The organism is Microbacterium sp. Ld4 (assembly GCF_045066555.1).
GTDB lineage: Bacteria > Actinomycetota > Actinomycetes > Actinomycetales > Microbacteriaceae > Microbacterium.
On record NZ_JBISHE010000013.1, the window covers coordinates 753,579 to 776,331 of the forward strand.

The window sequence follows — 22,753 nt, forward strand, 5'->3', positions numbered from 1 at the left end:
TCAACCTTCTCCCGGGCGCACCGAAGACCGGCGTCTCCCTCACGGACGGGCGGACGCCCTGCCGGATCAGTCGGCGAGGGCGAGCGCCCGGAAGATGTCGCGCTCGCGCAGCTGATCGCGCCGGTTCGCGGGCGCTTCGGCGGCGCGCGGCGGCGGAGTCTGCCCGGTGGTGCGGTGGTAGAGCTCGTCGATCAGCGCGGTGGCGAGTCCCACGAGGCCGCGGATCTCCGTCTCGTCACGGTCGATCCAGGCGCAGCGGGGTTCGTCGCGGAGCGGGACGAAGTCCTGGTGCTCCTCCCAGACGACGAGGGTCCGCTCGGCGCCGAGGACGTGCTGCTGCCACCACACCTGGCGGAGGTACGTCCGGGGGATCGAACGCCACGACTTGTTCGTCGTCTTGATCTCGGCGAGCAGGACGTGACCCGCACCGTCGACCATGATGCCGTCGGGTGTCGCCAGGTGGCGCTTCTCGATCTCCGCGTGGAACAGAGCGGACGAAGGACGGATGCCGTGGGTCGCCGCCACCCACGCGGCGATCTCCGGTTCCCGCCGCCGGCCGTGGTCGGTGTAGGCGTTGCCGCTGAAGCCCGAGCCGTTGAGCTTGGCTTCCGCCGCCCGCGGGATCGACCGCTCGCTGGTGAGTCCGGCGACGTCGGTGGCGGTGATGCCGCGCGACCTCGCCCGCATCCACGCGACCCGGTCGCGGGAGTCCGCGACGATCCGGGCGGCGAGTTCGGGGGTCACTCCACGAGCCTACGCGCGCCCACCGTCAGCCCGGGCGGCGACCCGCCGCATCCGTGTGTCGGGACGGGGTCAGACCGAGGCGAGGCCCGCGGCGAGGGCGTCGCGGGAGAGCGCGTGCTCCACGGCCAGCATGCTCGCGCCGAGCACGCCGGCCTTCTGCGCCGTGGCCGACTGCACGATGGAGAGGTGCGCGGTGGCGAGCGGCGTCGACCGCGCGTAGACGACTTCGCGGACCCCGGCGATCAGGTGCTCGCCGACCCGCGCCATCGAACCGCCGATGGCGATGACCGACGGGTTCACAAGGCTCACGCAGGTCGTCAGCACTTCGCCCACGTCGCGACCCGCCTGCCGCACGGCCTGGATGGCCTCGACGTTGCCGCGTTTGACGAGATCCACGACGTCGTCGCCGGTGTGGGCCTCCACGCCGAGGGCGCGAAGACTCCGGGCGATCGCCGGTCCCGAGGCGAGCGCCTCCAGGCAGCCACGGTTGCCGCACGTGCACGGCACGTCACCGCCGCGCGCGACCTGCACATGGCCGATGTCGCCGGCGACGCCCTGCGCCCCGCGCTGGAGGTGCCCGTCGGAGATCAGTCCGGCGCCGATGCCGGTCGCGATCTTGACGAAGAGCAGGTTGTCCGTGGCGGGCCACGCCGCGGCGCGTTCGCCGAGCGCCATGGTGTTCACATCGTTGTCGACGAGGACGGGCACGACGATGTGCTGCTGCAGCCAGCCGGGGATGTCGAAGCGGTCCCAGCCCGGCATGATGGGCGGGTTGGCCGGGATGCCGGTGGAGTGCTCGACCGGACCGGGCACGCCGATGCCGATCGCCGCGACCGCCCGTGCGTCGCGTCCCACCCGGCTGAGGAGCTCGGTGGCGCCCTCGAGGAGCCAGGTGAGCACGGGCACCGGGCCGTCGGCGATGTCGATCGACTCCGAGAGCTCGGCGAGCACGGATCCCGCGAGATCGGTGATCGCCACCGTGGCGTGCGAGGCGCCGAGATCGGCCGCGATCACGACCTTCGCAGCCGGGTTGAGCGCGAACTGCGAGGGCGGTCTGCCGCCGGTCGAGACCCCGTCGGCCACCGGCGTGATGAGTCCCATGCGCATCAGTTCGTCCACGCGGGCGGCGATCGTCGAGCGGGCGAGGCCCGTCGACTTGGCGAGGTCGGCGCGTGTGCGGGGGAGTCCGTCCCTCAGCAGCTGGAAGAGCTCGCTCGCCCCGGGGGCGATGGCGGGGGAGTCGGTCATCGTTCGCTTCTTCCGTGCGGCTTGCCGTCGGGCTCGATCGCCGACGTCCGTCGATTCTCCACCGCCGTCCTATGACGCCCGTCCATGTGACGGCAGAGGGCGGCGGCTCGCGTCATGAGGTCCGGCCGCCGGGGCGGGCGAAGCGCTGCTGCAGGAGGACGGCGACGACGATGATGACGCCCTTCGCGACGGCCTGCACCGAGGAGGTCAGGTTGTTCTGGATGAACACGTTCGTCAGGGTCTGGAAGATCAGGACACCGAGGACGGTGCCGGTGATGGTGCCCCGACCGCCCGCCAGCAGCGTGCCGCCGACGACGACGGCGGCGATCGCGTCGAGCTCGTACAGCTGCCCGTTGACCGAGCTGCCCGCCGTCGTGCGCCCGAGGATCATCACACCGGCGATGCCTGCCGAGAGACCGGCCAGCGCGTACAGCCACATGACGTGGCGCTTGACGTCGATGCCGGCCAGGCGAGCGGCCTCGCGGTTGCCGCCGATGGCGACCGTCCGGCGGCCGAAGGTCGTGCGGTTCAGAAGGATCCAGCCGAGCACGGAGACGACGATGAAGATCCAGATGAGCATGTCGATGCCGAGGATGTCGAGGTTCATGAAGGTGATGAACTCCCGCTGTCCGCTCACTTCGAGGGTGCGCCGTTCAGCGAAGATCTCGGCGAGGCCGCGGGCGCCGACGAGCATCGCGAGGGTCGCCATGAAGGCGACCACGTTGCCGTAGGCGATGACGATGCCGTTGAGGAAGCCCGCGAACACGCCCACCGCCATGGCGATGACGACCATCACGATCCAGTGCGTCTGGTCGGCGAGGTCCTGCACGGCCGCGAGGGCGGCGACCACGGAGGCGAGCCCCATGACCGATCCGACCGAGAGGTCGATGCCTCCGGCGATGATGACGAGGGTCATCCCGATGCTGATGACGCCGACGATCGACGCCTGCCGGAGGATCACCATGATGTTCGAGACGCCCAGGAAGGTGTCGGGCGCGGTGATCGTGCCGACGATGACGAGCACGAGGAGTGCCAGGACGAGGCCGAGGTTGCGCCCCACCGAACCCGAGAGGACGCGGCGCCAAGGCGCGGTCGATTCGGCGGCGACCGTGGTCGTGGTCGCCGGCGGGTCTGTCGGGGTCAGCGGGGCGGCTGCCCCGGACGTAGTCTGCTCGCTCACGCGGCGGTTCCTTTCATGACGAGGTCGAGCACACCGTGCTCGTCGATCTGTGAAGACGGGACGGTGGAGAGGACGCGCCCGTCGGCGACGACCAGGACGGTGTCGGCGAGACCGAGCACCTCTTCGATCTCGCTCGAGACGATCACGACGGCGTTGCCGGCGGCGGCGAGGCGTCGGATGAGCGCGTAGATCTCGGCGCGGGCGCCGACATCGACGCCGCGGGTGGGCTCGTCGAGCAGCAGCACGCGGGTGCCGTGCACGAGCCACCGGGCGAGGAGGATCTTCTGCTGGTTGCCGCCCGAGAGGGTGCGCGCCGGACGGTCGGGGTCGGCGGGACGCAGCTCGAGGGCCTCGATCTGCTCGCGGGCGGCCTTCCGCTCGGCGCGCTGGTCGAGAAAGCCCGCCCGGGCGAAGCGCGACATCGACGACAGGCTGACGTTGACGAAGATGGGCTCGTCGAGCACGAGTCCCTGGCTCTTGCGCTCCTCGGGCGACAGGCCGATGCCCGCGCCCACGGCGGAGACGACCGACCCTCGTCGCAGACGGGTGCCCGAGACCTTCACGGTTCCGGCCGTCGCGCGACGGGCGCCGTACACGGTCTCGAGGATCTCGGAGCGTCCCGAGCCGACCAGCCCGGCGAGGCCGACGACCTCGCCGGCGCGGACGGTGAACGACACGTCATGGAAGACGCCGTCGAGCGCGAGCCCCGCCACATCGAGCACGACGGGTGCGTCGGCGGGCACCGGGACGGGGGCCGGGAACACGTTCGCGACCTCGCGCCCGGTCATGAGCTTGATGAGGTCGGCCGTCGGCGTGTCGGCGACCTCGAGGCCCGTCGCCGTCGTGCGCCCGTCCTTCAAGACCGTGATGCGGTCGCCGATCTTGCGGATCTCCTCGAGCCGGTGCGTGATGTAGACGACGGCGATGCCTTCGCCGGTGAGCTCCCTGACGACCGCGAAGAGCTTCTCGACCTCTTGCGCGTCGAGGACGGCGGAGGGCTCGTCCATGATGATGAGCTTGATGTCGTGCGAGAGGGCTCTCGCCATGCTGACGATCTGCTTGTTCGCGGCGCTGAGCTGGCCCACCTCGGTGTGCGGCGAGAGGTTGCCGTGGCCGAGTCGCCGGAGGAGTTCGCGGGTGCGGGTCGCTGCCTCCGAGCGCCGGGTGAAGCCGCCGCGGGCGAGTTCGTGGCCGAGGAAGATGTTCTCCGCGATCGTCAGGCCGTCGACGACGTCGAGCTCCTGATACATCGTCGCGATCCCGAGGGCGAGGCCGGCATCCGGGTCGGGAATCTCGACAGGCTCCCCGTTCCAGCGGATCTCGCCCGTATCGGGCCGGTGCACGCCGGCGAGCGTCTTGATGAGGGTCGACTTGCCGGCGCCGTTCTGGCCGAGGATGCAGTGCACCTCGCCCGGCCTCACCTGCAGGTCGACGCCGCGCAGCGCACGGACGCCGGCGAAGGACTTCGTCACTCCGCGGACGTCGAGTAATGACGATTCATGGTCGACTTTGATCACGCGGCGAACATAACACGTCGATCAAGGGTGCCGCGACTGCGATATCTCACGACTGTCCGGCGATGAGGACGGATGCCGGGGCCTCCCCGTACCGTCACGACCGGCGAGGACAGGCGGAGCGACTTATGTCGAGCTGAAAACAAAAGTTGACGGATTGGCACATCGTTCTGTTATGTTCGACCTCGTCAGTGTGGACTCTCCTCGAATGCGGATGACGCGGTCGAGAGCGCGCTGGCTTCACACCCAGAGCTGCATCACATTCAAGGAGGAAGACATGCGCTCACGCATGAAGGCGCGTACCCGCCTGGTTCTGACCGGAGTCGCCGCGGTCGCCGCGGTCGGCATGCTTGTCGGTTGCTCGGGCACCGGCGCTCAGGAGGAGAGCGTCGTGGACCAGGGCACCACGACCGAGGAGAACGCCGCATCGGGCGACAAGGTCGTCATCGGGTTCTCCGGCCCCGCCGCCGATCACGGCTGGCTCGGCGCCATCAACTCCGGCGCACAGGACGCCGCGGCCAGCTTCGACGACGTCGAGCTCCAGGTGGCCGAGGGCACGAACGACCCGATCGCTCAGATCGCCGCCGTCGAGACGTTCGTCAACGACGGCGTCGACGCCATCGTCCTGCTGCCCACCGACGGCGCCGCCCTGACGGAGGCCGCGATCGCCGCGATGGAGGCGGGCATCCCCGTCATCAACGTCGACCGCGAGTTCTCGAGCCCGTTCGCCGCACGCGCGACGATCCTCGGCGACAACTACGGCATGGGCGTCTCTGCCGGCACGTACATCTGCGAGCAGCTGAGCGACACTCCGGACGCCGTCGTCGCCGAGATCGCCGGCATCGACTCGCTGCCGCTCACGCAGGACCGGTCGCAGGGCTTCGCCGACGCGCTCGAGGACTGCGGCCTCGAGGTCTCGGCGCGCGTCGCCGCTGACTTCACCGTCGCCGGTGGCGAGTCGGCCGCCTCGCAGCTGCTGTCGGCCAACCCCAAGATCGACGCCCTCTGGAACCACGACGACGACCAGGGCGTGGGCGTGCTCGCTGCGATCTCCTCGGCCGGCCGCGACGAGTTCTTCATGATGGGCGGTGCGGGCAGCCGCAGCGCGATGGAGGCCATCCAGGCCGATGACAGCGTGCTGAAGGCCACGGTGATCTACCCGTCGACGCAGGCTGCCGACGGTGTCGCCCTCGCGCGTCTGATCGCCCAGAGCAAGACGCTCGGCGACATCGTGACGCCCGGCATCCCGAACCGGATCGTCCTCGACGCGCCGGTCGTGACGAAGGACAACGTCGACCAGTTCATCGACCTCTCGTTCAACTGAGCACCGCCGTGGGGCGCTCGCCGCATGCCGGCGGGCGCCCCACCCTCACCCGTCGCGAGAGAGGACACCACGTGACCGAGCAGCTCCGCGTGGCCATGATCGGCCACGGATTCATGGGCGCCGCCCACTCCCAGGGGTGGCGGGTCGCGCCCCGCTTCTTCGACCTCGCGGCGGACCCCGTGATGCACGTCATCGTCGGCCGGGACGCCTCGGCCACGTCCGCCGCCGCGCAGAAGTGGGGCTGGGCCGAGACCTCGACCGACTGGCGGGAGACCATCGCCCGTGACGACGTCGATGTCGTCGACATCGTCACGCCCGGCGACACGCACGCCGAGATCGCGCTCGCGGCGCTCGCCGCCGGCAAGCACGTCCTCTGCGAGAAGCCCCTCGCCAACTCCGTCGCCGAGGCCCGCGCGATGACGGATGCCGCAGCCCGAGCGGATGCGGACGGCATCCGGGCCATGGTGGGCTTCACCTATCGTCGGGTGCCGGCGGCGACGTTCGCCCGCGACCTGGTCGCCGCCGGACGCCTCGGCGAGATCCGTCAGGTCCGCGCCGAATACCTGCAGGACTGGCTGATCGACGACGAGGCGCCGATGACGTGGCGTCTCGACAAGAGCAAGGCCGGCTCCGGTGCGCTGGGAGACATCGGAGCGCATGCGGTCGATCTCGCCGAGTTCATCACCGGGCAGAGCGTGCAGAGCGTGTCGGGGATCATCGAGACGCTCGTCGCCGAGCGGCCCCTCCTGGCGGACGGTGTCGGTCTGTCGGGCACGGCGTCGACCGAGCGGGGCACCGTGACCGTCGACGACATCGCCCTGTTCACCGGACGTCTCTCCTCGGGCGCGCTCGCGTCGTTCGAAGCCACCCGCTTCCGCACCGGACGCAAGAACGCCCTCCGCATCGAGGTCTCCGGAACCCGGGGGGCGCTCGCCTTCGATCTCGAGCGCCTGAACGAACTGGAGTTCTACGACGCGACGGCGGAGGGCACCGAACTCGGATTCCGCCGCATCCTCGTGACCGAGCACGACCACCCCTACCTCGCCCCGTGGTGGCCCACCGGGCACATGCTCGGATACGAGCACGGCTTCACCCACCAGGTCCGGGACTTCGTCACCGCGATCGCCGAGGGCACGCAGCCGCGTCCCTCGTTCGCGGACGGACTCCACGTCCAGCGCGTGCTCGACGCCGTGGAGCGCAGCTCTGCGGCCGGCAGCACGTGGGTCTCCGCGGCCGACTGACCTCCGCGGTGCCGCTGAGCCCGCACCCCTTCGAGAAAGGAATCGCGATGGCGCGACCGATCACTCTGTTCACCGGCCAGTGGGCCGACCTCCCGTTCGAAGACGTCGCCCGCCTCGCGGGGGAGTGGGGCTACGACGGTCTCGAGATCGCGTGCTGGGGCGACCACCTCGACGTGACCCGCTGGGACGACGACGCCTACGTGCAAAGCCGGCGCGACATCCTCGAGCGCAACGGGCTCGGCGTCTTCGCCATCTCCAACCACCTGGGTGGGCAGGCCGTCTGCGACGATCCGATCGACGAGCGGCACCAGGGCATCCTGTCGGCCGGCGTGTGGGGGGACGGCGATCCCGAGGGCGTCCGCCGGCGGGCGGCCGAGGGCATGAAGGACACGGCACGCATGGCGGCGAAGCTCGGCGTGTCGACGGTCACAGGGTTCACGGGATCGTCGATCTGGAAGTACGTCGCGATGTTCCCGCCGGCATCGCAGGACATGGTCGACGCCGGTTACGAGGACTTCGCGTCCCGGTGGAACCCGATCCTCGACGTGTTCGACGAGGTCGGCGTGCGCTTCGCCCATGAGGTGCACCCCTCGGAGATCGCCTACGACTACTGGACGACCCGGCGCGCGCTCGAGGCGATCGGCCACCGCGAGGCGTTCGGGCTCAACTGGGACCCGAGCCACATGGTGTGGCAGGACATCGACCCCGTCGCGTTCCTCTGGGACTTCCAGGAGCGGATCTACCACGTGCACTGCAAGGACACCAAGCGGCGCCTCGGCAACGGTCGCAACGGCCGGCTCTCCTCACACCTCGCCTGGGCCGATCCGCGTCGCGGCTGGGACTTCATCTCCACCGGGCACGGCGACGTGCCGTGGGAGGACGCCTTCCGGATGCTGAACGCCATCGGATACGAGGGCCCGCTCTCGGTCGAGTGGGAGGATGCCGGGATGGACCGACTGGTCGGCGCGCCCGAAGCCCTCGCATTCGTGCGGCGGCTGTCGACTTATCGCCCGGCGGACGCCGCGTTCGATTCCGCCTTCAGCACCCGCTGAAATCACGGGTCGCCCGGCGGGGCGACCCGTGATTTGGCGCGTGGGCCCCGGCGTCGTAGACTTCTCGCAAGCCAAAGACCGTCGGTCATCGTCGTGCGCATGCGCACATCGATCGAAGCTCTGCAATGCAGGGGCCCACGCAGGTGTACGACAGACTTCCGGGAAACCGGGCCGAAAGCTCCGTGCGCTTGCGCCGGAGCTTTTTTCATTTCAGCCCGACGTCCCGGTCGACGCCCGCCACCGCGGAGCGTCTCGAACACACCAAGGAGTGACCATGGCGCAGAAGGATGCATCGGTCGCCGAGCTCACGAAGAACTTCGAGGACTCGAACGCCGTCTTGCTGACCGAGTACCGCGGTCTGACGGTTGCCCAGCTCAAGCAGCTGCGCAACGACATCCGTCAGGACGCTCAGTACGCCGTGGTGAAGAACACGCTGACCAAGATCGCCGCCAACAAGGCGGGGATCACGGCGCTGGACGAGGACCTCAAGGGGCCCTCGGCTGTCGCATTCGTGCACGGCGACTTCGTCGCCACTGCGAAGGCTCTGCGTGACTTCGCCAAGGCCAACCCGCTTCTCGTGATCAAGGGCGGCATCTTCGAGGGCAACGCCCTCACTGCCGACGAGGTCAACAAGTACGCCGCGCTCGAGAGCCGTGAGGTTCTGCTGGCGAAGGCCGCGGGCATGATGAAGGCGACGATGGGCAAGGCTGCGGCCACCGTCGACGCTCTTCGCGAAAAGCTGGAGACCGCTGACGCCGCGTAAGCGATCAGCGACCTCTTACACAAACCCCATCTATCTAGGAGATACATCATGGCGAAGCTCACCACTGAGGAGCTGCTCGAGCAGTTTGCCGGCCTGACCCTCGTCGAGCTCAGCGAGTTCGTGAAGGCGTTCGAGGAGAAGTTCGACGTCACCGCTGCGGCCCCCGTTGCTGCTGCCGGTGCCGGCGGCGCTGCTGCTGAAGAGGTTGAGGAGAAGGACTCCTTCGACGTCATCCTCGAGGCTGCCGGCGACAAGAAGATCCAGGTCATCAAGGTCGTCCGCGAGCTCACCTCGCTCGGCCTCGGCGAGGCCAAGGCCGTCGTCGACGGTGCTCCCAAGGCCGTGCTCGAGGGCGCGAACAAGGAAGCCGCTGACAAGGCGAAGGACGCCCTCGAGGCTGCCGGCGCCACCGTCACCGTCAAGTAAGACTGACGCCTGCGCGAAAGGGCCCCGGATGCTTCGGCATCCGGGGCCCTTTCCCTTTCCGGGCGGATGCCGCGCAATCCGGTCAGCTCTGCAGTGACAGGCCGCCGTCGATCGACGCAGCGGATTCCATGCCGACCGCGGGGGCGGTGGAGCCCCGGACGACCATTCGCGGCTTGATGCAGATCGTCTCGGGTTTGGCATCCGGATCCTCCAAGTGCCGCATCAGCAGCTCGACCGCCGCATGACCCTGCTCCCTGGGCACCTGCCGGAGGGTCGTCAGCGCGAACATCTCGGCATTCACGTGGTCGTCGACGCCGACGACGCTGAGCGCAGAGGGGACGAGGATGCCGAGCCTCCGGGCCGCGATGATCGCACCGATCGCGACCTCGTCGCACGCGGCGACGATGCCTGTGGGGCGAGCTGTCGCGTCGCTCAGGAGGTCGACGGCCGCGGCGTATCCGGACGGCATCGACAGTTCGGCCGGCACCCGCGTGATCTCGTCGGCGAGTCCGGCGCGGCGCATCTCCGCGTCGTAGCCGGCGAAGCGCGCGGACTCCACGTGCGGCCAGTGCGTCGCCGCCGTGCCGCCCAGGAATGCGATGCGGCGATGGCCGAGCTCCACCAGGTGCGCGGTGGCGAGGGCCGTGGTGTGCGCGTCATCGAGTGTCACGACGCTCGTGCTCCGCTGGGTGCCGACGATGCTGACGACCGGCTTGCCGAGGGCGAGCAGGGCGTCGAGTTCGCTCTCCACCGGCTCGAGGCCGACCGCGATGAGCCCGTCGAACCTCCGGCGGGCGAGGAAATCCTCGAAGACCCGGCGTCTGCTCGGGCTGCCCGGTGTGGCGTCGTACAGGGTCAGGTCGAGCCCGTGGTCGAGGAGGGCGAGCTGGATGCCTTCGAGCACCTCCGCGAAGAACCATCGGTTGACGTGGGGCATGACGACGCCGACGGTCTGCGTGCGTCCGGTCGCGAGGCTCGTGGCAGAGGAGTGCGCGACGTAGGAGAGGTCGCGTGCGGCGGCTTCGACACGCGTCCGCGTGTCTGCGGAGACGTATCCCCGTCCCGACAGGGCCCGGCTCGCCGTGGCCTTCGACACCCCCGCGCGCGTGGCGACGTCGGCGATCGTGCTCATCGGTCCTCCTCGACCACCGCGACCCGTGGAGCTCGGCCCGCGCTACATCTGTCACAGCGTAGTGCTAACGGGCTCCGAGAGGAACCGGTTCCACGCCGAGATCGTGGGAGCGATCCCACGGTGACCGCTCGAAATCGTCAGATGGTTGCCATGCTGTGATCTTCTCCGGTTGTGTCGGGGGGTGCGGGCACAGTAGGTTGGCCTGGAATCGGTTCCCCAATGGATGCGGAAAGTGGCTCCTCTGGGCGGACGATGATCCCCGAATGAGGAGAAGTACATGGCATTGTCACAGCGATACCGTCTTCTTGCACCCGTTGCGCTTCTCGGCGCGGCAGCACTGGTGCTTGCAGGTTGTGCAGAAGGCGGCACTGAAGGCGGCGGCGAAGGCGGCGAAGGCAAGACGACCGTTCGCATCTCCGGCGGCATCACCGGCGTCGAAGCCGACGACCTGAACGAATCGTTCGCGAAGTTCACCGAAGACACCGGCATCAAGGTCGAGTACACCGGCGACAAGGCTTTCGAGGGCAACATCGTCACCAAGGTGACCGGTGGCGACGCCCCCGACATCGCGATCGTCCCGCAGCCCGGTCTGCTGAAGACGCTCGTCGACACGGGCAAGGTCATGGCGGCCCCGGAGGCTGTCGAGAAGGCCGTCGATGAGAACTGGTCGGCGGACTGGAAGAAGTACGGCACGTTCGACGACACGTTCTACGCGGCACCGATGCTCGCGAACCTCAAGGGCTACGTCTGGTACTCGCCGGCGAGCTTCGAGGAGTGGGGCGTCGAGGTCCCCAAGACGTGGGACGAGCTGATGACCCTCACCGACACGATCGTCGAGAAGACCGGCGAGCCCGCATGGTGCGCCGGATTCGCGTCCGACGCCGCCTCCGGCTGGCCGGGCACCGACTGGGTGGAGGACATGGTCCTTCGTCAGTCCGGCCCCGAGGTCTACGACCAGTGGGTCGCTGGTGACGTGAAGTTCACCGACCCGGAGATCAAGGAGGCGTTCGACGCTGTCGGCTCCATCCTCCTGAACCCCGACTATGTCAACGCCGGCTACGGCGATGTCAAGAGCATCAACTCGACCGCGTTCGGTGACGTCGCGGCCGCTGTCGCGGACAAGAGCTGCGCGATGACGCACCAGGCGTCGTTCCTGTCGGCGAACTTCCTCGACGTGCAGACGGCCGAGGGTGAGACCCCGACGGTCGCTCCCGACGGCGACGTGTACGCGTTCGTGCTCCCGGGTCTGACCGAGGGCGAGCTCCAGATCGAGGGCGGCGGCGAGTTCGTCACCGCGTTCTCGGACGACGCGTCGACCGTTCAGGTGCTCGAGTTCATGGCATCGCCCGAGTTCGCTGACGCTCGCGTCGAGCTCGGCGGCGTGCTGTCGGCCAACAAGAAGGCCGACGCCAACCTCGCCTCGAGCGAGTTCCTCAAGGAAGCCATGCTGATCATGCAGGACGAGTCGACGGTCTTCCGCTTCGACGCTTCCGACCTGATGCCGTCCACGGTGGGTCAGGGCTCCTTCTGGAAGGGCATGGTCGACTGGGTCGACGGCAAGGACACCGAGACGGTGCTCTCCGACATCCAGGCCGGTTACGAGAACTGATCGTCTGACGACGACCGGTTGAGCCGAGCGGGGTCGGGCTTCACAGCCCGGCCCCGCTTCTCCCGTCCGCACGCCCGGGTACGCCGCAGTACCCAGAAGGGGATCCACATGTCGCAAACCACCGTCGACAAACCTGTCGACAACGCCACCCCGGTGACGACGCACGCCACCGACCCGAAGGGGCGGGCGATCACCCGCATCGTCGTGGTGGTGGGCTTCGTGCTCATCGCCGCTCTCGCTCTTCTGCTGGTCTTCACCACCCCGACCGAAGAGTCCGCTCGCATCACGATCGGGTTCTCGCTCAACAGCTTCTTCCTCTGGCTCGGAGCGATGCCTCCGCTCGTCCAGATCCCCGTGATCCTCCTCGTCTTCGGCGTGGTGGTCGGAATCATCCTGGTGCTCGTCGAGTTCGCGCCCCGCCCGGGACGCGGGTACTTCATCATGCGGCTGGCCGCGTGCCTGCTGATCCCCGTCCTCGCCTTCCTGCTGCTCCGGCCCTACGCGAACGCCGTCCTGTACGTCGTGGCGATCGCCCTGCTCGTGGGAGGTCTGCTGTTCTTCGCCGACTTCCGGGCACGTCAGGGTGCCGGTTACCTGTTCCAGCTCGCTCTGTTCATGGCGCCGGCGACGATCATGCTGACCCTCGGCCTCATCTACCCGGCGATCGCTACCATCTTCAAGTCGTTCTTCGACAAGACCGGCGAGAACTTCGTCGGCCTCGAGAACTACTTCTGGGTGTTCACGAACCCGACCGGCACGGCATCCGTCGTCAACACGCTCCTCTGGGCGATCCTCGCACCGACCATCTCGGTCGCCATCGGCCTCGCCTACGCCGTGTTCATCGACCGGGCGCGAGGCGAGAAGATCCTCAAGGTCCTCGTGTTCATGCCCGTCGCGATCTCGTTCGTGGGCGCCGGCATCATCTGGAAGTTCATGTACGACGCGCGTCAGGGCGACCAGATCGGTCTTCTCAACGCGGTCGTCACGGCCTTCGGCGGCGATCCGATCCAGTGGCTCGCGATCAAGCCGGTCATCAACACCCTGATGCTGCTCGTCGTGTTCATCTGGACGCAGACCGGCTTCGCCATGGTGATCCTCTCGGCGGCGATCAAGGCCGTTCCGGTGGAGCAGATGGAGGCGGCGCAGCTCGACGGCACCAACGCCTGGGAACGGTTCCGCAACGTCACCGTCCCCGGCATCCGCTCGTCACTGATCGTCGTCCTGACGACGATCACGATCGCCTCGCTGAAGGTCTACGACATCGTCGCCGTCATGACGGGTGGTCGCGATGACACCACCGTGCTTGGCTTCGAGATGGTCAACCAGCAGCAGCGCTTCCAGAGCTACGGGCACTCGTCGGCCCTTGCCGTCGTGCTCTTCCTCTTCGTTCTGCCGCTCATCGTCTACAACGCCCGTTCGCTGGCCAAACAGAGGGAGATCCGCTGATGTCTGCTGGAACCCCGGCCGTCGCCGTAGACACCCGTTCCAAGCGTCAGGTCGAGCGGGACACCCGCCGCAATGAGGCGACCGCCCACAAGAAGCTGACGTCGAAGGGCGCGACCATCGCGGCCGTCATCATCGCCATCTTCTGGACGATCCCGACCTTCGGCCTGTTCGTCACCTCGTTCCGGCCCGGTGCCGACACCCAGACCACCGGGTGGTGGTCGGCGTTCACCGATCCCGACTTCACCCTGGACAACTACGTCCAGGCGCTGAATGCCGGGGGAACGTCCACGACGCTCGCGTCCGCCTTCGTCAACTCGCTCGCGATCACCCTCCCCGCCACGGTGTTCCCGATCGTGATGGCCGCCCTCGCCGCCTACGCGTTCGCCTGGATCGACTTCAAGGGCCGCAGCGCGCTGTTCGTCTTCGTCTTCGCTCTGCAGATCGTCCCGCTCCAGATGGCCCTCGTGCCGCTGCTGAGCCTGTTCTCGGACGGGCTCGTCATCAACGAGGTGCCGATCTTCCCCGGCTTCGGGCTCAACGACGTGCAGTACAGCTTCGCCCGCGTCTGGATCGCCCACGCGATCTTCGCGCTTCCGCTGGCGACGTTCATGCTTCACAACTTCATCGCCGAGATCCCGGGCGAGATCATCGAAGCGGCGCGCGTCGACGGTGCCGGACACGGCCAGGTGTTCTTCCGGATCATCCTGCCGCTCGCCGCTCCCGCGATCGCCTCGTTCGGCATCTTCCAGTTCCTCTGGGTCTGGAACGACCTGCTCGTCGCGACGATCTTCGCCTCGCCGGGCGCCCTGCCGATCACTCAGGCCCTCAACTCCCTGTCGGGAACCTGGGGCAACAAGTGGTTCCTGCAGTCGGCGGGAACGTTCATCTCGATCATCGTCCCGCTGATCGTGTTCTTCGCACTGCAGCGCTTCTTCGTCCGTGGCCTCCTGGCCGGAGCGACGAAGGGCTGATACCCGCCGTACGCGAAGAGGGGATGCCGGTTCGACACCGGCATCCCCTCTTCGTCGTCCGCGTGGTCAGTCGGAGCAGCTGAACCGGTTCTGCATCGAGGTCATCGCGTCGATCTCGAAGGTCTGCGCGGCCTTCATGCTCTCGGCGACTGCGAGCGTGCGGGGCTCGGAGCCGAGGTCGATCACGGCGTCGGCCATCGGCAGTGCGCCCTCGTGGTGCCGGATCATCAGATCGAGGAACAGGCAGTCGGCGGCCTGGCCACTCGCAGCCTTGAGCTCGGTGAGCTCGGCGTCGGTGGCCATCCCCATCGCGTCGCGCATCTCCGCGTCGGACATGGGCGTGCCGTCATCGCTCCCGCCGCCGTGGCCGTGCTCGCCGGCCTCTCCGCTGCCGTCCATCCACGCCATCGGGTTGCCGTACTGGGGGAGGCCCCAGCGGACCAGCCAGTCGTACATCTCGCCCCGCTGCGCCGACTGGCCCGTCGCGATGTCGTACGACAGCGCCTGGAGCTTCTCGTCGGAGGTCTTGGCATAGATCGTCATCGCCATGTCGACCGCCTGCGCGTGGTGCACCTGCATGTCACGGGCGAATCCGGCCTCGGGGGAGTCGTCTCCGGGGGTCGAGGCGACGATCCCGAAGGTCGAGAACCGCCCGATCGCGAACGCCGCCGCCGCGATCGCCAGGCCCACGAGGAGCAGCACCCACCAGGGCGGTGTCGTGCGCTCCGCGGACAGGTCGTCCTGTGCGGCGTCGCCGGTCACAGCTTGCCGGGGCCGTCGATCGCTCCGGCGCACGCGGCGTTCGGCTCGGGGCCGTTGAGGTTTCGCCAATAGGCGCGCACGAACTCGCCGATCCGCTCATCATCGGCCGAATCGACCTTCAGCTGGGCGTTCCAGGCGCTGACGCTGATCGGGGTGTCGAGGTCGTCGTACGGCGCCAGGATCGTGTAGGTCGAGGGCAGCTCCGCGCGGAGCGCATCCACCTCGGCCTGGTCGACCTGAGCCGGGTCGTACGCGACCCAGATGGCGCCGTGCTCGAGCGAGTGCACCGCGTTGATGTTCGGCACGGGCTCGCTGTAGACGCCGCAGTTGAGCCAGGCCGGGTTGTGGTCGCCGCCGGTGGGCGGAGTCTGCGCGTAGTCGACCTCGCCCTCGACGTGGTTCGCGGTGTTCTCGTATGTCTCGACGCCCTGGATCGACGCGCCGTCGCCGTCGCCTCGCTCGATCGCGACGGGGCGCGGGGTGAGGAAGTACGACGCCGCGACGAGGGCGATCACGAGGATCGCCGCGGTCGACCCGACGATCCACCACACCGCCTTGTTGCGGCGACGTCGCGAGAGCTGGCGCTGGTACTCCGCGAGCTTCTGCTGCTTCTGCTGCTCGCGCTGCTGCTTGGCGGTGCTGGCGATACCGGCCTGCGTCGCGGGGTTGCCGCTCTGACGCTTGCCGGGAGGCGGGTTCGGGCTCATGGATGATCTCGTTCTCGGAAGGACGGCGCGGGCACGCACGGGGCGACCCGATTCTATGCGGGGGCATGGGGAGCGGGCTGAGCGGATGCCGATTGTGCGGCGGTTTCATAGGCTCATGGCGCGCGGGGGCGACGCCTACCGACAACGACGCGCGTGGGCAAGGGCCAGATGGTGCCCCCGGTCATCGGGCACACTGGGGCGATGAAGCGCCCCGCGGACGACTACGAGATCGGCATCGGCCTGCGCATGGCCATCGTGGGAGCAGTGCTCCTGGTGGTGGCCATCGCGATCGGGTTCGTCGTCATCTCCACCGACTCCGACCTCATCGACCTCGATGCGTGGTGGAACGGCTACGTCACGAACTTCCTCCCCGGCATCCAGGAGATCTCGTTCTTCATGAACGTGGCGGGGGCGGGCGTCGTCGGCACCTACATCGTCCCGCTCGCCGGGGCCGCGATCCTCGCGCTGGCGAGACGCCCCTGGGGCGCGGTGTTCTTCCTCGTGGCATCCGCCTTCGGCGCGCTGATCGTGCAGCTCCTCAAGAGCATCTTCGGCCGGGTGCGGCCCGAGGAGATCCTCGTCATCTCCGACCACGGCTCCTATCCGTCGGGGCACACCGCCAATGCGGCGGTCATCGCGACGGTCGCCGTCATCCTCTTCCCGAAGGTGTGGGTCTTCTTCGTCGGGCTCGCCTGGACGCTCCTCATGGCGTTCAGCCGCACCCAGGTGCACGCGCATTGGCTGAGCGACACGATGGGAGCCGCGATCGTGGGCGTGGCGACGACGCTCCTCGTGGCGGCCGTGTTCGCCGTGGGGATCAGCCGCGAGAAAGAACGGCGCCGGTCACTAGGCTGAGCGCCATGACCGCGCCCGATGAAGCCGCATCAGCTGAGCTCGCCCGTCTTGAAGCAGAGGCGGCGACCGCTCAGGCCGAGCTGAAACTCGCGCAGGCGCAGCTCGCGCTCGCCTCCGCTCGGGCAGCAGCCGCCGCGGGCGGCGAGGTCGCCGCTGCGGCGCTCGAGCCCGACACGGTTCCGGCGGTCGACGTCCAGGCCGAGGAGGCCCCGGCGGGGGCGGTCCCCGGCGCGAAGGCGCAGTCCGCGGGCTCGGGGCCCGCTGCACCGCGCCCGCTCGACGACGACGCGGTGAAGGCCATCATCGCCGGCTACGCGTTCGCGGAGCAGACCCTCGACCTCGGCGCGCTCGTCAACGGCGAGCCCGATCCGCGTGCGCAGATCCGCATCCCGCTCTCGATGCTGAACCGTCACGGGCTCGTCGCCGGTGCGACCGGCACCGGCAAGACCCGCACTCTGCAGGGCCTCGCCGAGCAGCTCGCCGCGAGCGGCGTGCCCGTGTTCGCCGCCGACATCAAGGGTGATCTGACGGGAGTGGCCACACCGGGAGAGCCGAGCGAGAAGCTGCTCGCCCGCACCGCGGCGATCGGCCAGGACTGGACCCCGGCGGCATCCGCGACGGAGTATTTCGCCCTCGGCGGGATCGGCACCGGTGTCCCCGTGCGTGCGACGGTCAGCGGCTTCGGTCCCCTGCTGCTGAGCAAGGTCCTGGGGCTCAACGAGACCCAGGAGTCGAGCCTCGGTCTCGTCTTCCACTACGCCGATGCGCAGGGACTCGCACTCGTCGACCTGGCCGACCTGCGGGCGGTGCTCAGCTTCCTCACGAGCGAGGAGGGCAAGCCCGAGCTGAAGGAGCTCGGCGGGCTTTCGTCGGCGACCGCGGGCGTCATCCTGCGGGAGCTGATCACCTTCGCCGACGACGGCGCCGACGTGTTCTTCGGCGAGCCGGAGTTCGACGTACGCGACTTCCTTCGGGCGGCGCCCGATGGCCGCGGCATCATCTCCCTGCTGGAGGTGCCCGGGATCATCGACAAGCCGGCGCTCTTCTCGACGTTCCTGATGTACCTCCTCGCCGAGCTGTTCGAGATCCTCCCCGAGGTCGGAGACCTCGACAAGCCGAAGCTCGTGTTCTTCTTCGACGAGGCGCACCTGCTGTTCACCGGCGCCTCGTCGGCGTTCACTGCCGCGATCGTCCAGACCGTGCGGCTCATCCGCTCGAAGGGCGTCGGCGTCTTCTTCGTCACGCAGACGCCCAAGGATGTGCCCGCCGACGTCCTCGGCCAGCTCGGATCGCGCATCCAGCACGCCCTCCGCGCCTTCACCCCCGACGACGCGAAAGCCCTGCGGGCGACCGTCAGCACCTACCCGACGTCCGACTACGACCTCGAGCGCGTCCTGCAGGAGCTCGGCACCGGTGAGGCGATCGTCACGGTCATGAGCGAGAAAGGCGCACCCACCCCCGTCGCCTGGACCCGCATGCGCGCACCGCAGGGACTCATGTCGCCCACGCCGGCCCCGGCGATCGCCGCGGCCGTCGGGGCGTCGGTTCTGCTCGCCCGATACGGCACGGCGATCGACCGCGAGTCGGCTCGAGAGATCCTGACGGCCAAGATGGCCGCCGCCGATGCGGCCGCCGCCGCCGCGCAGGCGGCTCTCGCCCAGGCGAAGACGGACGCCGAGTATGCGAAGCAGAAGGCGGCCGCCGACAAGGCCCACGAGAAGGCCGAACGCGACGCCCAGCGCGAGTACGACCGCCTGCTCAAGAAGACGGGCGGGTCGACCCGCACCACCCGCACCACCCGGCGCGCCGAGAAGACGCCGCTCGAGCAGATCCTCGGCTCGAAGACGACGCAGACGATCATCGGGAGCGTCATCCGCGGGGTGTTCGGCACCGGCAGGCGATGACGGCCGCCGCGGCGCACATCCGTCCGTTCCGGCCCGGCGACGAGGCGGCGCTCGCCGACATCTGCCTGCGGACAGCGGATGCCGGCGCGGACGGCACCGGCATCCTCACCGACGATGAGCTGTGGGCGGAGGTGTTCGTGCTGCCGTACGCGGCGCGGCATCCCGATCTCGCCTTCGTCGTGGTCGACGACCGCGGTGCGGTGGCGGGCTACATCGTCGGCACTCCCGACACCCGGGAGTTCGAGGACTGGTTCGCGCGCACGTGGTGGCCGCGGTTCGCGGGTCGGTGGCCGCGCCCGGCCGAGGAGCGGAGCCGTCAGGACGGCCTGCTCCGCTACGCCTACGGCCGTCGGGCCGGGGCAGAGCCGTTCGGCGCCACGCATCCCGCGCATCTGCACATCGACCTGCTGCCGCACGTCCAGCGGCAGGGCTGGGGTCGCCGGCTCCTGCAGAGCCTCGTCGAGGCGCTGCAGCGACAGGGCGTCCACCGCCTGCACCTGGTCGCGTCGGCCGACAACGCCGGGGCGATCGCCTTCTACGAGCGGCTCGGGTTCACCCCGATGCCCGCACACGAGGGCGCGCGGGCATTCGGGATGGACCTCTGACGTCGACTACCGCCGGTCGACCGGGATCGGCATGGTCGACGTGTCGATGTACGGGTCCTTGTCCTGACGGTGCACGACATCCTCGGCTTCGGCGACCGTCTCGACGGTCGGCACCGACCCGAGCAGCGGGCGTCCCGCAGTCTCGCGCATCGTGAGCATCGCGACCGCGCCGAGGGCGGCGAAGAACATGATGTAGAACGCCGGCATGTACGTGTTGCCGGTCAGCTCGATGAGCCCCTGCGCGAACAGCGGCGTCGTGCCGCCGAACAGCGACACCGAGATGTTGTAGGCGATCGCCATCGCACCGAAGCGGGATGCCGTGGGGAACAGCGCGGGAAGGGTCGACGCCGAGACCGCGACGTAGAAGGCGACGGGGATCGCGACCATCGCGAGGGCGACGAACACCGCCCATTCCTGGCCGATCTGCATCACGGCGAAGGCCGGGATCATGAGCACCAGCGTCGAGCCGGCCGCGATGAGGTAGACCGGGCGGCGTCCGATGCGATCGCTGAGCCGTCCGATGAGCGGCAGGCACAGCGACATGACGATGAGGACGGGCACCGTCGCGACGGCCGCGCCGAGGTTCGAGATGCCGACCTCCTTCTCGAGGTAGGTCGGCATGTAGCTCGTCAGGGCGTAGCCTGCCGTGTTCGTCGCCGCGACGATCGCGATGCCGATGAGGACAGCGCGCCAGTGATGACGGAGGATCCCACCGATGCCGTGACGGGCGAGCGGGTCATCGGCGGTGCGGTGGCTGCTGTGCTCCTGGTTGGTCTCGTAGGCGGGCGTCTCGGGGATGCGCAGGCGGAACCAGATCGCGACGATGCCGAGGGGGATCGCGATCAGGAAGGGGATGCGCCAGCCGAATTCGGTCATGGCGTTCTCGCCCCACACGCTCTCGGTGATCACCGTGGTGAGGGCGACGACGGAGGCGCCGGCGGCGAAGCCGAGGTAGGAGCCGACGTCGAGCCACGACGACCAGAACCCGCGCGCACGGTCGGGGGAGAACTCGGCGACGTAGGTGGTGGCACCGGCGTACTCGCCGCCGGTCGAGAATCCCTGCACCATCTTCAGCAGGTACAGCGGCACGATCGCCCACAGCCCGATCTGCGCGCTCGTCGGCAGCACGCCGATGAGCGCGGTGGCCGCGGCCATCATCGCCATCGTGAGGAACAGCACGCGCTGGCGGCCGATGCGGTCGCCCAGCGGGCCGAGCACGAGCCCGCCGATGGGGCGGACGAGGAACGAGACCGCGAAGCCGAAGAGGGTGACCAGCAGGCCCCACGGTTCGGGCAGGTCGCTCATGAAGACGGCCGTGATCGTGACGGTCAGATATCCGTAGATTCCGAAGTCGAACCACTCCATGAAGTTGCCGACGACGGTGCCGCCGATGGCGGTGCGGACGCGCTTCTTGTCGACGACGATGACGTCGTCGACTTCGAGCCGCGGGGGCGGACTGGGGTGCGTGAGCGCGGGAGATGAGGGCGGAACGGCGGACTTCCGAGAAGGTGTACGCATCTCTCCACGGTACGTGAGCCCTCGCGCGATCGCAGGGGAGGGGCCGCCACTTGACAGGGCGGCGACGCCGTGGGGACAGGGCGGCGACGCCGTGGGCGGCCGAGGAGCCCGCTGCGCCCACCCCTACTTCGTCGACCGCCCCTGCGCAAGCACACCGGTGCCGGCAAGGGATCGACCTACTGTGGGCCCATGGCCGAACTGTCTGCACCCACCGGTCGCGAAAGCGCCCTCGTCGCCCAGACCCGCCCGGACGGCAGCGCTCCCCGCGCCCTCGTTCTCGGCGGGACCGGATACATCGGCGGGCGGCTCGTTCCGCGGCTGCTGTCGGCCGGATATCGCGTCCGCGTGCTGGCCCGAAACCCCGACCGCCTCAGGGCGTTCACCTGGGGTGGCGACGTCGAGGTCGCGGCGGGCTCGGCAGACGACCCGGATGCCGTCGCCGCGGCGACCGAGGATGTCGACGTCCTCTACTACCTGATCCACGCGATGGGTGGCGGCGGCGACTTCGAAGCGAAGGACCTGCAGGCGGCCGAGACCGTCGCACACGCCGCGGCAGCGGCATCCGTCGGGCGCATCGTCTACCTCGGCGGCCTGCACCCGTCGGGTGTCGAACTGAGCCCCCACCTCCGCTCCCGCGTGGAGGTGGGTGACACCCTGCTCGCGAGCGGCGTTCCCACACTGGTGCTCCAGGCCGGTGTCGTGATCGGCTCGGGCTCGGCGTCGTTCGAGATGATCCGTCACCTCACCGACGTGCTCCCCTACATGCCCGCGCCCAAGTGGGTGCGCAACCGCATCCAGCCGATCGCCGTGCGCGACGTGATGCACTACCTGCTCGCCGCCGCCCGGGTCGAGGGGAGCGTCAACCGCGCCGTCGACATCGGCGGTCCCGACGTGCTCCGCTACGGCCAGATGATGAACGGCTACGCCGTCGAGGCGGGTCTCCGGCAACGGGCGATCGCGGCGCTGCCCGTGCTCACCCCGGGCCTCGCCTCGCACTGGGTCAACCTCGTGACTCCGGTTCCTCGCGCGATCGCGCGGCCGCTCATCGCCTCGTTGCAGAACGAGTGCGTCATGGACGACCACGCGGTCGACGACGTCCTCCCGCGGCCCGAAGGCGGTCTCATGCCCTACCGTCAGGCCGTCCGCCTGGCGCTCGGACGCGTCGAGGCCGATGCGATCGAGACGAGCTGGCAGGACGCGGAGCTGTCATCGGTGCCGAGCGACCCGCTCCCGAGCGACCCCGACTGGACCGGACGCACGGTGTTCACCGACGTGCAGTCCGCCTCGACGACGGCCCCGCCCGAACGGCTGTGGGCCGTCATCGTCGGCATCGGCGGCGAGAACGGCTGGTACTCCTCTCCGTTCCTGTGGGCCGTTCGCGGCTGGATGGACCGGCTCGTCGGCGGCGTGGGCCTTCAGCGAGGTCGCCGCAGCCGGGGCCGGGTCGGCGCGGGCGACGCGATCGACTTCTGGCGCGTCGAAGCGGTCGAGGACGGGCATCTGCTGCGCCTTCGCGCCGAAATGAAGGTGCCGGGCCTCGCGTGGCTCGAGCTGCGCGCCACCCCCGAGGGGTCCGGCTCACGGTACGACCAGCGGGCCGTCTTCTTCCCCCGGGGCCTCGCCGGTCGCCTCTACTGGCTCGCGGTGCTGCCCTTCCACGGCTTCATCTTCAAGGGCATGGCCAACCGCATCGCCGCAGCCGCCGAAGCCGAGAACGCCCGCGCCGCGGCCCCGGCCGACTGAGACGGCAGC

20 protein-coding genes are annotated in these 22,753 nt (G+C 69.1%); 12 read left to right on the top strand and 8 right to left on the bottom strand.

Going from position 1 to position 22,753, the window contains the following annotated elements; translation table 11 throughout:
* Positions 1 to 66 precede the first annotated feature (66 nt).
* From ACJJV7_RS14310 to ACJJV7_RS14325, 4 genes are all read right to left on the bottom strand, one after another.
* Positions 67 to 744 (bottom strand): YqaJ viral recombinase family protein, encoded by a 678-nt coding sequence (locus tag ACJJV7_RS14310; RefSeq protein WP_405373628.1) that lies wholly within the window; start codon positions 742 to 744, stop codon positions 67 to 69.
* A 69-nt stretch (positions 745 to 813) separates the two neighbouring features.
* Positions 814 to 1,992, bottom strand: coding sequence for an ROK family transcriptional regulator (locus tag ACJJV7_RS14315; protein ID WP_405373626.1), 1,179 nt, complete (start codon positions 1,990 to 1,992; stop codon positions 814 to 816).
* 112 nt (positions 1,993 to 2,104) lie between these two features.
* Complete coding sequence (locus ACJJV7_RS14320; protein ID WP_405373624.1) at positions 2,105 to 3,172, bottom strand: ABC transporter permease; 1,068 nt, start codon at positions 3,170 to 3,172, stop codon at positions 2,105 to 2,107.
* Positions 3,169 to 4,644 (bottom strand): sugar ABC transporter ATP-binding protein, encoded by a 1,476-nt coding sequence (locus tag ACJJV7_RS14325; protein ID WP_405374901.1) that lies wholly within the window; start codon positions 4,642 to 4,644, stop codon positions 3,169 to 3,171. Before ACJJV7_RS14325 ends, ACJJV7_RS14320 begins: the two co-directional genes overlap by 4 nt.
* 319 nt (positions 4,645 to 4,963) lie before the next feature.
* On the opposite strand from ACJJV7_RS14325, the gene ACJJV7_RS14330 reads away from it, so the two are divergent.
* The 5 genes from ACJJV7_RS14330 to rplL all read left to right on the top strand — a co-directional run bounded on the left by ACJJV7_RS14330 (position 4,964) and on the right by rplL (position 9,492).
* Positions 4,964 to 6,010, top strand: a complete 1,047-nt coding sequence (locus ACJJV7_RS14330; RefSeq protein WP_405373622.1) for a substrate-binding domain-containing protein — start codon at positions 4,964 to 4,966, stop codon at positions 6,008 to 6,010.
* Positions 6,011 to 6,105: 95 nt separating this feature from the next.
* Positions 6,106 to 7,251: a Gfo/Idh/MocA family protein gene (locus ACJJV7_RS14335; protein WP_405374899.1), complete on the top strand. Its 1,146-nt coding sequence runs from the start codon at positions 6,106 to 6,108 to the stop codon at positions 7,249 to 7,251.
* Between the two features lie 47 nt (positions 7,252 to 7,298).
* Complete coding sequence (locus tag ACJJV7_RS14340) at positions 7,299 to 8,303, top strand: sugar phosphate isomerase/epimerase family protein (RefSeq protein WP_405373620.1); 1,005 nt, start codon at positions 7,299 to 7,301, stop codon at positions 8,301 to 8,303.
* Between the two features lie 274 nt (positions 8,304 to 8,577).
* Positions 8,578 to 9,066 carry a 50S ribosomal protein L10 gene (rplJ, locus tag ACJJV7_RS14345; protein ID WP_405373618.1) on the top strand — a complete coding sequence of 163 codons (489 nt, stop codon included), beginning with the start codon at positions 8,578 to 8,580 and terminating at the stop codon, positions 9,064 to 9,066.
* 48 nt (positions 9,067 to 9,114) lie between these two features.
* The gene (gene rplL / locus ACJJV7_RS14350) at positions 9,115 to 9,492 is read left to right on the top strand and encodes a 50S ribosomal protein L7/L12 (RefSeq protein WP_405373617.1); all 378 of its coding nucleotides are present in this window, start codon (positions 9,115 to 9,117) and stop codon (positions 9,490 to 9,492) included.
* An 82-nt stretch (positions 9,493 to 9,574) separates the two neighbouring features.
* Here rplL and ACJJV7_RS14355 read toward each other — a convergent pair whose 3' ends face one another.
* Complete coding sequence (locus ACJJV7_RS14355; RefSeq protein WP_405373615.1) at positions 9,575 to 10,624, bottom strand: LacI family DNA-binding transcriptional regulator; 1,050 nt, start codon at positions 10,622 to 10,624, stop codon at positions 9,575 to 9,577.
* Between the two features lie 277 nt (positions 10,625 to 10,901).
* On the opposite strand from ACJJV7_RS14355, the gene ACJJV7_RS14360 reads away from it, so the two are divergent.
* The 3 genes from ACJJV7_RS14360 (at position 10,902) to ACJJV7_RS14370 (ending at position 14,650) form a co-directional block, all read left to right on the top strand.
* Positions 10,902 to 12,233, top strand: coding sequence for an ABC transporter substrate-binding protein (locus tag ACJJV7_RS14360; protein WP_405373613.1), 1,332 nt, complete (start codon positions 10,902 to 10,904; stop codon positions 12,231 to 12,233).
* Between the two features lie 108 nt (positions 12,234 to 12,341).
* Positions 12,342 to 13,679: a carbohydrate ABC transporter permease gene (locus ACJJV7_RS14365; RefSeq protein ID WP_405373611.1), complete on the top strand. Its 1,338-nt coding sequence runs from the start codon at positions 12,342 to 12,344 to the stop codon at positions 13,677 to 13,679.
* Positions 13,679 to 14,650 (top strand): carbohydrate ABC transporter permease, encoded by a 972-nt coding sequence (locus ACJJV7_RS14370; RefSeq protein ID WP_405373609.1) that lies wholly within the window; start codon positions 13,679 to 13,681, stop codon positions 14,648 to 14,650. The genes ACJJV7_RS14365 and ACJJV7_RS14370 overlap by 1 nt, the downstream gene beginning before the upstream one ends.
* Before the next feature lie 66 nt (positions 14,651 to 14,716).
* Here ACJJV7_RS14370 and ACJJV7_RS14375 read toward each other — a convergent pair whose 3' ends face one another.
* The gene (locus tag ACJJV7_RS14375; RefSeq protein ID WP_405373607.1) at positions 14,717 to 15,412 is read right to left on the bottom strand and encodes a DUF305 domain-containing protein; all 696 of its coding nucleotides are present in this window, start codon (positions 15,410 to 15,412) and stop codon (positions 14,717 to 14,719) included.
* Positions 15,409 to 16,119 carry a DUF3105 domain-containing protein gene (locus tag ACJJV7_RS14380; protein WP_405373605.1) on the bottom strand — a complete coding sequence of 237 codons (711 nt, stop codon included), beginning with the start codon at positions 16,117 to 16,119 and terminating at the stop codon, positions 15,409 to 15,411. The genes ACJJV7_RS14375 and ACJJV7_RS14380 overlap by 4 nt, the downstream gene beginning before the upstream one ends.
* Positions 16,120 to 16,320: 201 nt before the next feature.
* Between ACJJV7_RS14380 and ACJJV7_RS14385 the strand changes: the two genes are divergently transcribed.
* The 3 genes from ACJJV7_RS14385 to ACJJV7_RS14395 are packed head-to-tail and all read left to right on the top strand — an operon-like array spanning position 16,321 to position 19,483.
* Positions 16,321 to 16,974, top strand: coding sequence for a phosphatase PAP2 family protein (locus ACJJV7_RS14385; protein WP_405373603.1), 654 nt, complete (start codon positions 16,321 to 16,323; stop codon positions 16,972 to 16,974).
* A gap of 5 nt (positions 16,975 to 16,979) precedes the next feature.
* Complete coding sequence (locus tag ACJJV7_RS14390; RefSeq protein WP_405373601.1) at positions 16,980 to 18,878, top strand: helicase HerA-like domain-containing protein; 1,899 nt, start codon at positions 16,980 to 16,982, stop codon at positions 18,876 to 18,878.
* Positions 18,875 to 19,483, top strand: a complete 609-nt coding sequence (locus ACJJV7_RS14395) for a GNAT family N-acetyltransferase (protein ID WP_405373599.1) — start codon at positions 18,875 to 18,877, stop codon at positions 19,481 to 19,483. The genes ACJJV7_RS14390 and ACJJV7_RS14395 overlap by 4 nt, the downstream gene beginning before the upstream one ends.
* A 6-nt stretch (positions 19,484 to 19,489) precedes the next feature.
* Here the strand turns inward: ACJJV7_RS14395 and ACJJV7_RS14400 are convergent, their stop codons facing one another.
* A complete protein-coding gene (locus tag ACJJV7_RS14400) occupies positions 19,490 to 21,001 on the bottom strand; it encodes an MFS transporter (RefSeq protein WP_405373597.1) in 1,512 nt (503 codons plus the stop codon).
* Between the two features lie 189 nt (positions 21,002 to 21,190).
* On the opposite strand from ACJJV7_RS14400, the gene ACJJV7_RS14405 reads away from it, so the two are divergent.
* Positions 21,191 to 22,744 carry an SDR family oxidoreductase gene (locus ACJJV7_RS14405; protein ID WP_405373595.1) on the top strand — a complete coding sequence of 518 codons (1,554 nt, stop codon included), beginning with the start codon at positions 21,191 to 21,193 and terminating at the stop codon, positions 22,742 to 22,744.
* Positions 22,745 to 22,753 lie beyond the last annotated feature (9 nt).